At 34.2% G+C, this 14,564-nt stretch carries 16 protein-coding genes and 1 pseudogene; 14 read left to right on the top strand and 3 right to left on the bottom strand.

The window, feature by feature from the left end:
- Window positions 1–4: 4 nt before the first annotated feature.
- The 6 genes from ACQKM9_RS10165 (at window position 5) to ACQKM9_RS10140 (ending at window position 6,245) form a co-directional block, all read left to right on the top strand.
- A complete protein-coding gene (locus ACQKM9_RS10165) occupies window positions 5–991 on the top strand; it encodes a FecCD family ABC transporter permease (RefSeq protein ID WP_427734248.1) in 987 nt (328 codons plus the stop codon).
- Window position 992: 1 nt separating this feature from the next.
- On the top strand, window positions 993–1,784 hold the full coding sequence (locus ACQKM9_RS10160) for an ABC transporter ATP-binding protein (RefSeq protein WP_427734247.1): 792 nt from the start codon (window positions 993–995) through the stop codon (window positions 1,782–1,784).
- A gap of 14 nt (window positions 1,785–1,798) precedes the next feature.
- Window positions 1,799–2,299, top strand: a complete 501-nt coding sequence (locus tag ACQKM9_RS10155; RefSeq protein WP_427734246.1) for a HugZ family protein — start codon at window positions 1,799–1,801, stop codon at window positions 2,297–2,299.
- A gap of 423 nt (window positions 2,300–2,722) precedes the next feature.
- Entirely contained in the window at window positions 2,723–4,471 is a 1,749-nt protein-coding gene (locus ACQKM9_RS10150) for an ABC transporter ATP-binding protein (protein ID WP_427734245.1), read from the top strand.
- A 20-nt stretch (window positions 4,472–4,491) separates the two neighbouring features.
- Complete coding sequence (locus ACQKM9_RS10145) at window positions 4,492–5,169, top strand: response regulator transcription factor (RefSeq protein WP_427734244.1); 678 nt, start codon at window positions 4,492–4,494, stop codon at window positions 5,167–5,169.
- Window positions 5,166–6,245 (top strand): sensor histidine kinase, encoded by a 1,080-nt coding sequence (locus ACQKM9_RS10140; RefSeq protein WP_427734243.1) that lies wholly within the window; start codon window positions 5,166–5,168, stop codon window positions 6,243–6,245. Before ACQKM9_RS10145 ends, ACQKM9_RS10140 begins: the two co-directional genes overlap by 4 nt.
- 361 nt (window positions 6,246–6,606) lie before the next feature.
- On the opposite strand, the gene ACQKM9_RS10135 is transcribed toward ACQKM9_RS10140, so the two are convergent.
- On the bottom strand, window positions 6,607–6,747 hold the full coding sequence (locus ACQKM9_RS10135; RefSeq protein WP_427734242.1) for a hypothetical protein: 141 nt from the start codon (window positions 6,745–6,747) through the stop codon (window positions 6,607–6,609).
- A 346-nt stretch (window positions 6,748–7,093) separates the two neighbouring features.
- Between ACQKM9_RS10135 and ACQKM9_RS10130 the strand changes: the two genes are divergently transcribed.
- The 6 genes and pseudogenes from ACQKM9_RS10130 (at window position 7,094) to ACQKM9_RS10105 (ending at window position 10,421) form a co-directional block, all read left to right on the top strand.
- A complete protein-coding gene (locus tag ACQKM9_RS10130) occupies window positions 7,094–7,975 on the top strand; it encodes a phosphotransferase (protein WP_427734241.1) in 882 nt (293 codons plus the stop codon).
- Window positions 7,976–8,187: 212 nt separating this feature from the next.
- A pseudogene (locus ACQKM9_RS10125) lies at window positions 8,188–8,298 on the top strand (isocitrate lyase/PEP mutase family protein); the annotation flags it as partial.
- Window positions 8,279–8,422, top strand: a complete 144-nt coding sequence (locus tag ACQKM9_RS10120) for a hypothetical protein (protein ID WP_427734240.1) — start codon at window positions 8,279–8,281, stop codon at window positions 8,420–8,422. The pseudogene ACQKM9_RS10125 and the gene ACQKM9_RS10120, both read left to right, overlap by 20 nt.
- Window positions 8,423–8,476: 54 nt before the next feature.
- Window positions 8,477–9,004, top strand: coding sequence for a bifunctional transcriptional activator/DNA repair enzyme AdaA (locus tag ACQKM9_RS10115; RefSeq protein ID WP_427734309.1), 528 nt, complete (start codon window positions 8,477–8,479; stop codon window positions 9,002–9,004).
- A 12-nt stretch (window positions 9,005–9,016) separates the two neighbouring features.
- A complete protein-coding gene (locus ACQKM9_RS10110) occupies window positions 9,017–9,925 on the top strand; it encodes a DNA-3-methyladenine glycosylase 2 (RefSeq protein WP_427734239.1) in 909 nt (302 codons plus the stop codon).
- A complete protein-coding gene (locus tag ACQKM9_RS10105) occupies window positions 9,918–10,421 on the top strand; it encodes a methylated-DNA--[protein]-cysteine S-methyltransferase (protein WP_427734238.1) in 504 nt (167 codons plus the stop codon). Before ACQKM9_RS10110 ends, ACQKM9_RS10105 begins: the two co-directional genes overlap by 8 nt.
- A gap of 97 nt (window positions 10,422–10,518) precedes the next feature.
- On the opposite strand, the gene ACQKM9_RS10100 is transcribed toward ACQKM9_RS10105, so the two are convergent.
- A complete protein-coding gene (locus ACQKM9_RS10100) occupies window positions 10,519–11,709 on the bottom strand; it encodes a coenzyme F420-0:L-glutamate ligase (protein WP_427734237.1) in 1,191 nt (396 codons plus the stop codon).
- Between the two features lie 126 nt (window positions 11,710–11,835).
- On the opposite strand from ACQKM9_RS10100, the gene ACQKM9_RS10095 reads away from it, so the two are divergent.
- Window positions 11,836–12,720 carry a LysR family transcriptional regulator gene (locus ACQKM9_RS10095; RefSeq protein WP_427734236.1) on the top strand — a complete coding sequence of 295 codons (885 nt, stop codon included), beginning with the start codon at window positions 11,836–11,838 and terminating at the stop codon, window positions 12,718–12,720.
- A gap of 61 nt (window positions 12,721–12,781) precedes the next feature.
- Here the strand turns inward: ACQKM9_RS10095 and guaC are convergent, their stop codons facing one another.
- Entirely contained in the window at window positions 12,782–13,765 is a 984-nt protein-coding gene (gene guaC / locus ACQKM9_RS10090) for a GMP reductase (RefSeq protein WP_427734235.1), read from the bottom strand.
- A gap of 534 nt (window positions 13,766–14,299) precedes the next feature.
- Between guaC and ACQKM9_RS10085 the strand changes: the two genes are divergently transcribed.
- Entirely contained in the window at window positions 14,300–14,491 is a 192-nt protein-coding gene (locus ACQKM9_RS10085) for a hypothetical protein (protein WP_038178903.1), read from the top strand.
- The last annotated feature ends 73 nt before the right edge of the window (window positions 14,492–14,564 follow it).

Raw genomic sequence — 14,564 nt, 5'->3', positions numbered from 1 at the left:
CGTAATGAAAGTGAAACCGAAGAGAAAATTTAGCATAGGTATAACTGCTGTTCTACTAATCATTTTTATGATTTTGTCGATTGGTATTGGAAGTGTGCAACTGTCACCTATGGAAACGATAAGAACAATATTCGGTTCTGGTGAATCGTTGTCAGAAACAATCGTCTGGGATTTACGAATACCTAGAGTCCTTATTGCTGCTATAGTAGGCATAAACTTAGCTATATCAGGTGCATTATTGCAAGCGGTAATGAGAAACCCCCTTGCAGATCCAGGTTTAACGGGGGTATCAAGTGGTGCTGCCGTGACAGTTTTATTTATCTTATTGTTATTCCCTGAATTCGGTAAGTGGATTCCTCTTGCGGCAGTAGTAGGTGGGTTGATAGCTGTTACGCTCGTTTATGCATTAGCGTGGAAGAAGAATGGTATTTCACCTGTTCGAATTATTCTATCAGGAGTAGCAGTAAATGCAGTATTTGGTGGAATAACAGGGTTACTTTCGATTCTTTATAGTGATCGTCTTCCTTCGGCTTTACAGTGGATGAATGGTAGTTTATCAGCGAAAGGAATGGGAGATGTAAGTATTCTTTTCCCATATTCTATTATTGGTTGGATTGCCGCATTATTTTGTATTCGTTCAGCTAACATTTTGAACTTAGGCGAAAATGTAGCTGTAAACTTAGGCGAAAATACAAACAGAATCCGAATCGTACTATCCCTAGTGGCAGTATATTTGGCAGCTATTTCTGTATCGATCGTAGGGCTGTTAGGTTTTGTAGGACTCATTGTGCCACATATGTCTAGATTAATAGTCGGTTCAAATTATCGTCTTCTATTGCCTATGAGTATGGTATTAGGGGCTGTGGTTCTGCTAGTTGCAGATACAATTGGACGTTCCCTATTCTCACCTTTAGATATTCCAGCAGGTATCGTCATGGCAATGGTGGGCGGACCTTACTTTTTATATTTAATGAGAGCGGGTGACATTTAAGATGCTAAAAGCTCAATTATTGGATATTAGCTATGATCAGAAAAAAATATTAGATAATTTTGAAATAAACGTAGAAAAAGGCGAAATCGTTTCGATTATAGGTCCGAATGGTTCAGGGAAATCTACAGCTTTAAAAGCGATGTCTAGATTGATTCCAGTGCAAAAAGAAAAAGTTTTTTTAGACGGTAGAGACTTGCAGTCATTAGGTACAAAATCAATTTCACAAATGATGAGTGTTTTATTTCAATCAAATGAGCCACCTTCAGATATTACAGTTGAAGAACTAGTGAAGTATGGACGTATACCCCATAAGAAATGGTATGAACGTACGAGTGATGAGGATTTAAGCATAGTTGAATGGGCCATTGAAAAAACAGGATTAACACCTTTGAAAGATAGATTAGTGGCTTCACTTTCAGGTGGAGAAGCGCAGAGGGCTTGGATTGCCATGTCGTTAGCTCAGAGACCGAAAATTTTGATGCTTGATGAACCTACAACTTACTTAGATATTGCTCATCAACTTCAATTGTTAGAATTAGTTCATACCGTTAATCGTGAATTAGGCATGACGGTTGTAATGGTACTACATGATTTAAATCAGGCGAGTATTTATAGTGATAAAATATGCGTTATTTCCAAGGGAATAGTCGTAAAATACGGTACGCCAGAAGAAGTAATGACTCAAGAAATGATTCGTAACGTTTATGGAGTGGAATGTGAAATTGATTCACATTTTCAGCATGGAAAACCACGTATAAACTTATTAGGAATCTCTAAAGTAAGTGCTCAATAATAGGAGGAAAACAAATGGTAAAACAAATCGATATCACTAAAAAGAAGGAACAATATTTACAGTTTATCGATAAGTGTAAGACAGTTGTCATTAGTAGCTTAGATAACGATGGTAACCCATTCACTAGTTATGCACCGTATGTTCAGCATGATGGGAAGATTTATATTTATATAAGCATCATAACGGACCATTATAAATTTATTGAAGATAATAATTTAATCAGTATTATGATGATTACAGATGAACAAGATTCTCCAAACTTATTTGCACGTGAGCGAGTTCGCTTCCAATGTGTTGCAGAGAATGTAGGAAATGATGGTCATGAAGAAATTTTTGCTAAGTTTGAAAAGAATCACGGTGCACCAATGATGGGCGTTTTACGAGGATTAGATCTATCTTTATTTGAACTTACACCAAAAGAAGGTCGCTATGTTGTCGGATTTGGTCAAGCTTTTGATATTAATTTATCCGGGGAAAAATTTGAGCATGTTGTGGTAGATAAAAAGGATAGATAAGCTATATCTTAATGAAGTGATTTTCCACTATTGTGCTCTAAGTGATAAAGTAAGCCTTGATTTAAAGGTAGATATTTTAAAATAGTAGGACAATTGAATCGGATTAATATGAAGGGAAGAAATATCATCCACCTTTGATGATATTTCTTCTCTTTTTCATATTTAAATCTATTTATGAAGATGGAGGTACTATAATTTCGCAGCTCTTACATCTCCTTTGTATCTCGGTTACACTTCTCTAGTTATATTAATCTGCGCTTACATACTAAGAGATTCCATCTATAGTAAAATTAATAAGGAGCTCAACTTCAAAAATACTCTCTGCCTGCATTCACTTCATAGTGAGTTCACAAAGAAATGCTAAAGTAACAATTATAAGTTTACTAAACGTTGTATGGGAAGATATAAGGAGGAATATGAACAATGAAAGAAGAAATAAAAGAAAATAAATTAAAGGGTTGGCGACAATTTGTTCAGTTAATTAAACAAACCGAACCGCCTAAGCTTTTGCTAATCATTGCACTTTGTATGAGTTTTGCGACAACAGGTGTAGGCTTTGTCGTACCGTTATTTACAAAAAAATTAGTGGATGGTTTTTCACTCGATTCACTTAACTATTGGCAAATAATAGTATTAGTAATTGCTTTTATTGCCCAAGCAATAGCAAGCGGGCTCTCGATTTATTTGTTAAACAGGGTTGGTCATCATGTAGTAGCAAAATTGAGAGATCGCTTGTGGAAAAAACTACTTCACCTACCAATACCTTATTATGATAAGAATGATACTGGGGAGACACTGAGCCGTGTAACGAATGATACTGCTGTTGTGAAGGAACTTATTACAGAACATCTTGCTAACTCTCTATCTGGCATTATAGCGATAATCGGTTCTGTTACGATTTTGCTATTCTTAGATTGGAAAATGACGTTAGTAATGCTTGTTGCTGTTCCAATTGCAATGTTGATATTAATGTTGCTAGGTAAGAAAATGTATGTAATTTCAAAAGGAATGCAAGATGAAACGGCAAAATTTACTGCTGTGTTAAATCAAGTATTACCAGAATCACGTTTAGTAAAAGCTTCAAATGCAGAAAACATAGAATATGAGCGTGGAAAAAAAGGCATTACAAATCTTTTCAATTTTGGTTTAAAAGAAGCTAAAATACACGCACTGATTTCACCATTAATTTCTTTCATCCTTATGATTGTGCTTGTGGCAGTTATTGGGTACGGGGGGGTACGGGTCTCTTCTGGTGCATTAACGGCTGGTGATATGGTTGCATTTATTTTATATTTAATTCAAATTATTATACCGATGACGCAATTGACGATGTTCTTTACGGAATTACAAAAAGCAATGGGAGCAACAGAACGTATTAGTGCAGTACTTGAACATGATGAGGAAGTTATCTATGAAGGGAAAGAGTTAGATCTAGTGAAAGAACCTATTCATGTCAATCATGTGGACTTTGCATATGGAAATGAAGCGATTTTATCTGATATTAATTTCACAATTGAACCTGGTAAAGTAACGGCTATTGTTGGTCCTAGTGGAGGGGGAAAGACTACTACATTTTCTCTCTTAGAACGGTATTATCAACCTACAAAGGGAAGTATAACATTGGGGGATACACCTATTGATACATTTTCTTTACATTCTTGGAGATGTAAAATTGGGTATGTTGCTCAGGAAAGTGCACTTATATCCGGAACAATACGCGATAACATTTGTTATGGAATAGAAAAAGAAGTTACAGATACAGAACTTGAAAAAGTCGTAAAAATGGCGTATGCCGATCAATTTATTCAAGCACTTCCAGATAAGTTTGATACCGAGGTAGGAGAACGAGGAATCAAACTTTCAGGTGGGCAGCGACAACGGATTGCAATTGCTAGAGCACTATTACGTGATCCCCAAATTTTAATGCTTGATGAAGCTACTTCTAGTCTTGATAGTAAATCGGAAATTTATGTTCAAAAAGCATTAGACAATTTGATGAAAGGCCGAACGACACTGGTTATTGCACACCGTCTTTCTACCGTTGTCGATGCCGACAATATTATATTTATTGAGAAGGGTCATATTACGGGGAGCGGGACGCATAATGCGTTATTCCAATCACATGAGATGTACAAGGAATTTGCTAAACAACAATTACGTATTCAAGAGTAAGTATGAAGGGATTTGTTGTCATGACAAGATTGTTAGTTGTGGATGATGATGAACATATTAGAGAATTAGTAAGTGTGTTTTTACAAAATGAAGGACTAAGTATACTTGAAGCTGTGGACGGTGTTGATGCACTGTCCAAGCTAGAATCGGAAAAAGTTGATATGGTCATTATGGATATAATGATGCCAAATATGGATGGATGGGAATTATGCCGAGAAATACGAAGGTTAAACAACGACTTGCCTATTCTAATGCTGACTGCAAAAGGGGAAACCGCTCAAAAAGTAAAAGGATTTAATCTGGGTACAGATGATTATCTTGTAAAACCATTTGAGCCAGCAGAATTAATTGTTCGAGTTAAATCTATCCTAAAGCGTTACCATATTTCTTTATCTCAAACAGTGGAAGTGGGAAATGTTTGGATGAATCGAGAAACGTATGAGCTAATGTATAGAGGAGAAAATATTACGCTTCGATTAAAGGAATTTGAATTATTATTTACATTAGCAAGTTATCCTGGGAAGACATTCTCAAGAGAACAGTTAATAGAGGGAATTTGGGGATATGACTATGAAGGTGATGACCGTACGGTAGATGTGCATATTAAAAGACTTCGAGAGCGATTCCCAGAAGATAAAAGTGAATTCACAATACGGACGATTCGGGGGCTCGGTTATCGATTGGAGTTAGGGGCATGAAGAAATGGATAATTTTGTTGAAAGTATTGAGTATGTTTATACTTTTTCTTTTAACTAATACGCTCTTTGCATTTATTTCTTATCACGTGACCTCACTGATATATGATTCGCTTGGCAAACATCCCCAAGGTTTTTGGCAACAATTTTATACTGTAATAGGTGTATTTATTCTTTTTGCATGTACTGCTGCAATTCTCTTTTTATTTGGATTTAGAAGGCAGCGGAGTTATTGGGATACGGTAGTTGATGCTATAGGACGAATTGCGAAAGGGGATTTTAGCGTCAAATTAGACTTAAAATCAGATGATGACGAAGATCATTTTGGACAACTTATTAGCGGTATCAATCATATGGCAATTGAATTAGGCGAAATGGAGAAAATGCGTCAAGAGTTTATATCCAATGTTTCTCATGAAATTCAATCGCCATTAACATCGATTAATGGTTTCGCTAAAGCTTTGAAAAATATTAATTTGACTGATGAAAAAAGGCAGCACTATTTAGAAATTATTGAGATGGAAAGTCATCGATTATCGAAAATCAGTGATAATTTACTAAAATTAACTTCATTAGAATCACAACATCATCCATTTGAACCAAAACAATTTCGATTAGATAAACAACTACGTAATGTGGTTTTATCTTGTGAACCGAGATGGATATTTAAAAATATTGAAATGGAAATCGATTTGGAAAATGTTACAGTCTTTGCTGATGAAGATTTGATGAATCAAGTATGGATGAATTTAATTAGCAATAGTATAAAATTCACCCCAAATGGAGGAACAATTTATATTCGTTTATTCAAACAAAATGATACGGCCACTATTTCTATTACTGATACTGGGATAGGAATGACAGAAGAAGATCAAAAACATATATTTGAACGTTTCTTTAAAGCCGATAAATCGAGAGCAGTATCAAACGGGGGCAGTGGCCTAGGACTTTCTATAGTGCAAAAAATTATAGACATGCATAATGGCAGTGTTTCAGTGCAAAGCCAACTAGGTGAACAAACTACATTTTTTGTGACAATTCCTTTAGAGCAAGATGAACCCGTTTATAAATTGCTATGAGGCAGATATTAAACAATCATTGATTAATACTAAAGAAAGACTTCTAGAACGTGCTAGAGGTCTTTTCTACTTTCTAAAATAAACCAGGCGAATATTTGATTAAGTAATAGATCACGTAAAACCAGCTAAAACACCCGTGTATGACAGCCCACCCTATGGAATGATACGCAGTATAAGAAATAATCATAGATAGGCATGTGCCATAGCTAATACCTTTCTTTATAACATGAGTTTGGAAAGAGTATTTTTTATTATCATTTGATTTCAATACTCGCTTATCCCCCTTCAATTCCTTTATTGAAGTATGTATGTCAAAGCATTTTATAACAATCATTCTGTAAATACCTGTTTCTCTAAGTTTTTACTTTGCATAAACGGCAGATCTTTCATTCAGTGATCTAGTAACAAGCTGATCTAAACGTTTATTCCATTTAACTGATACTTTTCGCTGAAATTCTATGTTAAGTTCTTCAAATTCGGTTAGATTATTTAAATTAGACATGATTGCACCCCCTTATTTTTATTCAAAAAGGGAAAAAAATATAAATTTACGATTTAAATTGTTTACCCCCTATAGTATCTTACAAGCGCACATTTTATTACCTATTTTTGTAAATCCAAGCCTTCTAATTTTTTCAATATTTTAAATCGCACAAATTGCACATTAATATAAGTCTTTTACACGGTAGAAAAGTTCTTTTTTTAAGTAATATCTCATGTGTTTGAAAAGTTTTACAAAACAAGAGTTTTTATCTTGTGATTTTTTAGGGGAAAATATAAAGGAGAACTTGAAGCGGTTATAGAAAAATATAGTAGTAAAGTATACATTCTGAAAGTAGGAAGATTTTATGGATTTACAATTTTTGTTTAAAGAGCCAATTAAAGAGATGCTGGAATTAAGCCCTGGTTATGAAGACCACTCTAGTGATGTATGGTTGGTAAAAACAGATAATCAAGAAGTAGTTGTACGTTCCTCTAAAATGAAAGAAGAACCTAATAATGAATTTTGGTGGGGATGCAAAAAGTTATTTGGAATTGATCCAAGGCAAGTTTATGAATTAGAACACGTAAATAATACATTGAGTAAGCTTACTTCAATACCGATACCAAGAGTTATAGATAAAGGGAGGATTCTAAAAAAAGAATTTGTTGTTGTAGAAAAACTAAAAGGACAAATTGTCGAGTCATTTACTGATTGGCCATCTTCAGTTTTGCAAAGTTTTGGAGAAGATTTGGCTAAAATTCATCGGTATAAAGAAAATTTTGTGGGTAATCCATCAGGAAGTTATCAAGTAAGTCTGAGAGAATTTAATCAACATTTAATGGATACAGTAAATGAATTAGTTTCTAGATTTTACTATAAAGAAGAAAAAATAAAAAGTATGCTCCCTAAAATAAATAATTTAATCAATGGATTACCTATACCTGAATATTCTACGTTTGTGCTAGTTGATATGGATCCAACACAGTTTTTATCAGACGGTAGAGAAATCACTGGTCTTGTCGATACTGAAGCATATGTTATAGCTCCTAGAGAGTTAGATTTTATCGCATTAGAATATGTGCTAGATGTAAAATCAGGCCAAGCTTTTAAAAAGGGTTATGAAAGGGTAATGGATATTCCCGACTTAGCAAAATGTAGAATGCCTTACCGATATTTATACAGATTATTAGCCGTTCAAGGTAGCGTGGATATAGATGATTGGTTAGGACATAAGACGTTATTTTAATTATCAGCTTAGGGCCATTAGGTAGTCCGCGAGATAGTTATCTATTACATATTTAAAGAGATTATATGAATATATATTGTTCTATAGCGTTAAGGAGAAGTTATCAATGATTTCCCTTTTTTGGTTTCTAGACCATAAGAGCAAGAATGAGGACGAATTGAATGTGTATGCCTTGTTAAAATGAGATTCAATACACTTTAGGAGGAAATAAAATGACAACAATTCAGGAATTCAATGAACTTCATTCGTCCGAGGAACCGTTATTTTGGGGAAATGCTTGGGATCTCTTATCTGCATTGATACTTGAAAAAGCCGGATTCAAAGGATATAGGTGTGGAACGTATTAGCTTTGGAATTGCTTTATCGGATAAAGTATTTGCTTTTTTAGGAATCAATGCGACACAAATGCTCGAGTTAAAGGATACTTCAATTTTATATGAAGATTAAATTGAGAGAACGGAGAAATTAAAGGTGAAAAATATTAATCTCTCTTTTGAAGAAATGTGGGAAAAGATTATTGCGTGTGATCGAACATACGATGGACTATTTTTTACAGCAGTAAAAACAACAAAGATCTATTGTCGTCCTTCATGTAAATCAAGGAAGCCCAAGAAAATAAATGTGGAATTCTACTATGACATAATTGAAGTTGAAAAATCTGGGTTCCGGGCTTGTAAGAGATGTCAGCCAGAAGTTGAACATTCCCCACATATCGGGCTTGTAAGAAATGTAACTAGCTATTTAGTCAATCACTATAAACAAAAGGTAGCATTACAGGATGTTGCTGATTATGTCGGCATAAGCCCATATCATCTTGATCGCCTATTTAAACAGGAAACTTCAGAAACTCCGCGTACTTATTTAGAAAAAATTCGAATTGATAAGGCGATGCATCTTCTTAAAAATACTAATCACACGAATCTAGAGATTTGCTATGAAGTTGGATTTCAAAGCCCTTCCAATTTTTATAAGTCATTTCGTCGTTTGACGAATTATTCCCCTAGTGAATATCGTACCCTTGAAGGGTAAGGAGTTGTGAAAATGAATTGGATTGATCATCAATCATATATAGAAATTTATCCCCCTGAAGAATTCAATTTCAAAGAGTGTTTATTGTTCTTAAGTAGGTCTAACCAAGAAGTATTGCATCAAATAAGAGATGGATATTTATATAAACTAATAAAAGTAAAACAAGAGTTAATTTTGTGTAGGATTGGATGCAACCAAAATATTATTCTAGTTGATTTTCCAATCACTCCACCCTCGAAAGGAATTCGTGAAGAATTGACAGCGTATATATGTGAATGGTTTGATTTGGACGCAAATCTTCATGTATTTTATGATGTAGCAAAGCAGGACAAGGTGTTACAGGGGGTTGCTCGAAAATATTATGGCTTAAGGATAATGTGTATTCCAGACTTATTTGAAGCATTATCATGGGCAATTATTGGTCAGCAAATAAATTTAACATTTGCTTACATATTAAAGAAACGCTTTGTTGAAACTTATGGTGAAAGTCTTACATTTAAAGGAGATACCTATTGGATATTCCCGACCTATGAAAAGATAGCAACTAAAAATGTGAATGATTTACGGGAACTGCAATTTTCAGTTAGGAAGGCTGAATATGTTATTGGTGTCGCTAAGATGATGGTAAATGGTGAATTAACAAAGGAATTGTTACTTGGGCTTCAGGATTATCAACAAATTCAAAAGTCGTTAATGAATATTAGAGGAGTAGGGGCTTGGTCGGCTGACTATGTGATGATGAAATGCTTACATCATCCTTCTGCCTTTCCAATAACAGATGTCGGTCTCCATAACGCATTAAAAATTCATTTAGGCCTTGGACGTAAGCCAACGATAGAGGAGATCAAAGAGCTATCAGCAAATTGGGGAGGGCTACAAGCATACGCAACCTTTTATCTATGGAGGTCTTTATATGAGTAAGGTATATAAAAAAGATTATGAATCTCCAATTGGAGTGATCGAAATAACGGGTACAGATGAAGCAATTAGCTCTATTATGTTTTCTGAACAGGACAGAGCCGTAAATAATAAACAAGAAGAAACGCCAATGGTTTTAGAAAATTGCTATACCCAACTTGATGAATATTTTAAAGGGGAGCGTTTTGAATTTACTTTTTCTATTAAACATGAAGGGACAGACTTTCAAAAAATTGTGTGGAACGCGTTATTGAATATTCCATACGGAAAAACAGTGTCTTATAAGGATATTGCCGTTTCAATTGGAAATGAGAAGGCCATTAGAGCGGTAGGGAATGCAAATGGAAAAAATAAATTAAGTATCGTTATTCCATGTCATCGAATTATTGGATCAAACGGTAAATTAACAGGTTATGCAGGGGGCTTGTGGAGAAAGGAATGGCTACTTCAGCATGAAAAAACTAGTGAGAAAAGAATTACGACAGCTTATGGGATATAGATCAATAAAAAGAGCGAATAGACAATTGCCTATTCGCTCTTGTTTTGATGAGAGTACTGATTAAAGTTCTTATAGCTTCACTCATCATATTTATATCTTATTTAGTATAGTTATCAAAGTAACCTTGGATAAAGATCATTGGAGTACCTTTGTCACCACTACCTGATGTTAAATCAGATAAAGAACCGATTAAATCAGTTAGTTGGCGAGGTGTAGTACCTTGTGCTTCCATAGCGCCTACAAGGTCAGTTCCTTTATTATCAATGTATTCAGAGATAGCTTTTTGAAGTTCTTCTCCTCTTAAATCAGCAAAGTTATTATCAGCAAGATATTTTAATTTGATTTCATTCGGTGTGCCATTAAGACCAGCTGTGTAAGCAGGTGATACAACTGGGTCAGCAAGCTCCCAAATTTTCCCTACTGGATCTTTGAATGCGCCATCACCATAAATCATAACTTCAACATTTTTGCCTGTTTTTTCTTTCAGCATTTCTTGAATTTTATCTACAACAGGTTGGCAATTACGTGGGAAAAGCTTCACACTGTTTTCTGTTGATTTATTTGATCCTAGTAGACCGTAACTTTCGTTGAAGCCACTACCATCAATTGATTCAGCTAGGATGTTATCAAGGCTATAGATTTTTTCTCCACCGTTAGCTTCTAAAATTCTCTTTGTTCTAAATCTTGTATGGATATCACAAGTTAATACACTCTTAGTATATTCTAAGATTGTTTTTGGATTGTTCGAGAAGATTACTTCACATTCAACACCGTATTCTTCGACTAATGATTTGTAGTAATCGATATAGTCAACTCCAGTGAAAGTGTGTTTATTATGTCCAAATAATTCGCGGAATTGTTTTTCAGTTAAAACGTCTGTCCATGGGTTAACACCTTTTTCATCAAGTGTATCAAGGTCAACTAAGTGGTTACCTACTTCATCTGATGGGTAGCTAAGCATTAAAACAACTCTTTTAACACCTTTTGCAATACCACGAAGACAGATGGCAAAGCGGTTACGGCTTAAGATAGGGAAGATAACGCCTACAGTGTCATCTCCGAATTTTGCACTAACATCTTTTGCGATGTGATCGATTGTAGCGTAGTTACCTTGAGCGCGGGCAACGATTGATTCTGTTACTGTTACGATATCTTTATCTTGAATATTAAAGCCTTCAACTTTCGATGCTTTTAATACGCTTTCTACAACGATATCTTCGATGCTATCGCCTTGATTGATGATTGGTCCACGAAGACCTCTTACAACTGTGCCAACTACTCTTTCCAAAATAATCGCTCCTCATTGCTAAATTGTTTACTATCTTTTTTTAAAATCTCACAACTTGTAATATACCTCAAAATAATGGTATAAGTAAAATTAATATATCAAATGATAGGTATAAGGTGAAGTTATATGGTGAGTAAATTAGATTTATATAAAGTGTTTTGTAAAGTGGGGAAAAGCTCAAGCTTTTCAAAAGCCGCAAATGATCTATATATGACACAGCCAGCTGTTAGTCAGGCTATTAAACAATTAGAAATAGAACTAGATATCCGCCTATTTAATAGAACGCCTAAAGGGGTCTCATTAACATACGAAGGTAGCTTGTTGTTCGAATATGCAAATTCAGCTATTAACTTACTTCGTGTTGGAGAAGAAAAGCTTTTAGAATTTAAAGATTTAACTACTGGTGAATTGAAAATAGGTGTGGGTGATACAATTTCAAAGTATTTTTTACTTCCTTATTTAGAAGCCTTTCATAATCAGTACCCAAATATTAAATTTAAAATAATAAATGGTACGACAATGGAGCTTTGTACATTTTTAAAATCGGGAGAAGTTGATATTGCCTTCTGTAATTTCCCTATTGATGATCCAACATTAGAGCTTAAACCTTGTATAGATGTTCAAGATATATTCGTTTGTGGAGAACAATATATGAAGACCATTACGGAGCCACTTAGCTTTGCTTCTATAGTAGATTTGCCACTAATATTACTTGAGCGACAATCTGTCTCGAGGAAATATGTAGATGATTATCTGATGACAAAGGGTGTTAAGATCTCTCCAGAATTTGAACTGGGTTCACATGATTTATTATTAGAGTTTGCAAAAATAAATTTGGGAATAGCATGTGTAACAAAAGAATTTTCTAAAGAGTATTTAAATAAAGGAATTTTATATGAAGTTCCTTTAATGGAAGACATCCCAAAAAGGAGTATAGGCGTATGCTTTTTGAAAAGTGTGCCTCTATCACCAGCTTCTACAAAATTTGTTGAAATCGTAGAAAGTAATTAAATATAGATAAATAAAAAAAACCGCCAAAAAATTTTTGGCGGTTTTTAATGTGTTCAGGTTCTTAGTATGTTTTATCGCCATTAAAGATAGAGTTTTTAACGACAACATAATCTACTGTACGGATAGCGTCAAGTTTTTTGCCGCCAGCATAAGAGATAGATGATTGAAGGTCTTGTTGCATTTCAGTAAGGGTATCTTTTAGAGCGCCCTTATGTTCAACATACAGTTTTTTACCTTCTACGTTTTTCTTCTCACCTTTTTGGAATTCAGAAGCTGAACCAAAGTATTCTTTAAGAAGTTTACCGTCTTTTTCGATAGTTTTACCTGGAGATTCTTCGTGTCCAGCAAATAATGAACCGATCATGACCATTGAAGCACCGAAGCGTACGGATTTAGCGATATCACCATTAGTTCGGATACCTCCGTCTGCAATAATCGGTTTAGTAGCAGCTTTTGCACACCAGCGTAGAGCCGCTAATTGCCAGCCACCTGTACCAAAACCAGTTTTAATTTTTGTAATACATACTTTACCAGGTCCAATACCCACTTTAGTAGCATTAGCGCCAGCATTTTCTAATTCTCTTACGGCTTCTGGTGTACCAACATTACCAGCAATTACAAAGCTAGTAGGTAAGTGTTTTTTAATATGTTGAATCATATTGATTACAGCATTTGAATGACCGTGTGCAATATCAATTGTGATGAATTCAGGAATTATCTTATCTGCTGCTAGTTCTTCGATGAATGCATACTCTTCTTCTTTTACACCTACGCTAATTGAAGCGATTAATCCGCGAGCGTGCATATCTTTAGTGAAATCTGCACGTTTTTGTGGTTCAAAACGATGCATTATATAGAAGTATCCATCTTCAGCTAATTGAATGGCTACTTTTTCGTCAATAATTGTTTGCATATTTGCAGGTACTACCGGTAATTTGAATGTATGTTCACCTAAAGTAACTGATGTGTCACATTCAGATCTACTATTTACTATACATTTTGCTGGAACCAATTGAATATCTTCGTAATCAAATACATTTTCCATAAAACACACTCCTAAAACCGAATAATAATTATCGTTATTTAAAAAACGTTCGCCTTTTAGTAATTTACATCATTTTTAGTCTTATGTCAAAAGATAATAAGTATTTACATTTTTTTCTGTAGAAATTTAAGAAATACTCATATAAAAATCTTGTAGGAAAATTAAAAAACAGCGTCGCATGTTAGGGATTCTTAAGGGAGAGAATACTTTAATTTCAAACGATGATATTTATTAAGAGTAGCATTAGGAAATCTTGATGAAATATACATCGAAGTTTCATAGAGTAGTTTGTAAATCGCTGTTTATAGTCATATTTATTAAAAGCTTTTTAGTAATATTGTATGTAGTATAATCTGTGTTCCGTCACTGATGATTACTTTGAAAAAATTTCAGCCAATTCAACTTATAATTATTTCTGTTCTTAGAAATTCATAATCATTGTTTTAATTTAAGCAAATTATGGACATTAAAAAGCATTACGATTAGTGGTATACTGATTAAATAGATTAACCATCTGAAAGGAGATGAAAATCTTTGAAATACATTAAATCACAGATGCAACAATTAATAAATGAAAACAAAGAATTGCATACAAAATTTAAAGAGTTGAAAAAGTCCTTAGATCTTGAGAAAAACTATGCCTTGAAGGCTTTATATCATGCAGAAGTTGCTGATGGCGGTAAATATCAACAAGACTATCAAGCGTTAGATGACCCAAAATACTAAGAGCATTTTTTAGATATATATTTGAGTATCAAGGACGTAGTAAAAGGCTAAAACGATAAATTTAATATAACTT

The organism is Viridibacillus sp. NPDC093762 (assembly GCF_050279675.1).
In the GTDB taxonomy this organism is placed as follows: Bacteria; Bacillota; Bacilli; order Bacillales_A; family Planococcaceae; genus Viridibacillus.
The sequence above is the reverse complement of the archived record's forward strand: the minus strand, read 5'-3'. Positions and strand labels throughout refer to the sequence as shown.

Excerpts from the sequence above, each read along its gene's own strand:
- guaC (WP_427734235.1), bottom strand. The coding sequence starts at position 13,765 with ATGGAAAATGTATTTGATTACGAAGATATTCAATTGGTTCCAGCAAAA.
- ACQKM9_RS10135 (WP_427734242.1), bottom strand. The coding sequence starts at position 6,747 with ATGTCTAATTTAAATAATCTAACCGAATTTGAAGAACTTAACATAGAA.
- ACQKM9_RS10110 (WP_427734239.1), top strand. The coding sequence starts at position 9,017 with ATGAATTGGATTGATCATCAATCATATATAGAAATTTATCCCCCTGAA.
- ACQKM9_RS10115 (WP_427734309.1), top strand. The coding sequence starts at position 8,477 with ATGTGGGAAAAGATTATTGCGTGTGATCGAACATACGATGGACTATTT.
- ACQKM9_RS10150 (WP_427734245.1), top strand. The coding sequence starts at position 2,723 with ATGAAAGAAGAAATAAAAGAAAATAAATTAAAGGGTTGGCGACAATTT.
- ACQKM9_RS10095 (WP_427734236.1), top strand. The coding sequence starts at position 11,836 with ATGGTGAGTAAATTAGATTTATATAAAGTGTTTTGTAAAGTGGGGAAA.
- ACQKM9_RS10155 (WP_427734246.1), top strand. The coding sequence starts at position 1,799 with ATGGTAAAACAAATCGATATCACTAAAAAGAAGGAACAATATTTACAG.
- ACQKM9_RS10130 (WP_427734241.1), top strand. The coding sequence starts at position 7,094 with ATGGATTTACAATTTTTGTTTAAAGAGCCAATTAAAGAGATGCTGGAA.
- ACQKM9_RS10145 (WP_427734244.1), top strand. The coding sequence starts at position 4,492 with ATGACAAGATTGTTAGTTGTGGATGATGATGAACATATTAGAGAATTA.
- ACQKM9_RS10165 (WP_427734248.1), top strand. The coding sequence starts at position 5 with ATGAAAGTGAAACCGAAGAGAAAATTTAGCATAGGTATAACTGCTGTT.
- ACQKM9_RS10160 (WP_427734247.1), top strand. The coding sequence starts at position 993 with ATGCTAAAAGCTCAATTATTGGATATTAGCTATGATCAGAAAAAAATA.
- ACQKM9_RS10140 (WP_427734243.1), top strand. The coding sequence starts at position 5,166 with ATGAAGAAATGGATAATTTTGTTGAAAGTATTGAGTATGTTTATACTT.
- ACQKM9_RS10105 (WP_427734238.1), top strand. The coding sequence starts at position 9,918 with ATGAGTAAGGTATATAAAAAAGATTATGAATCTCCAATTGGAGTGATC.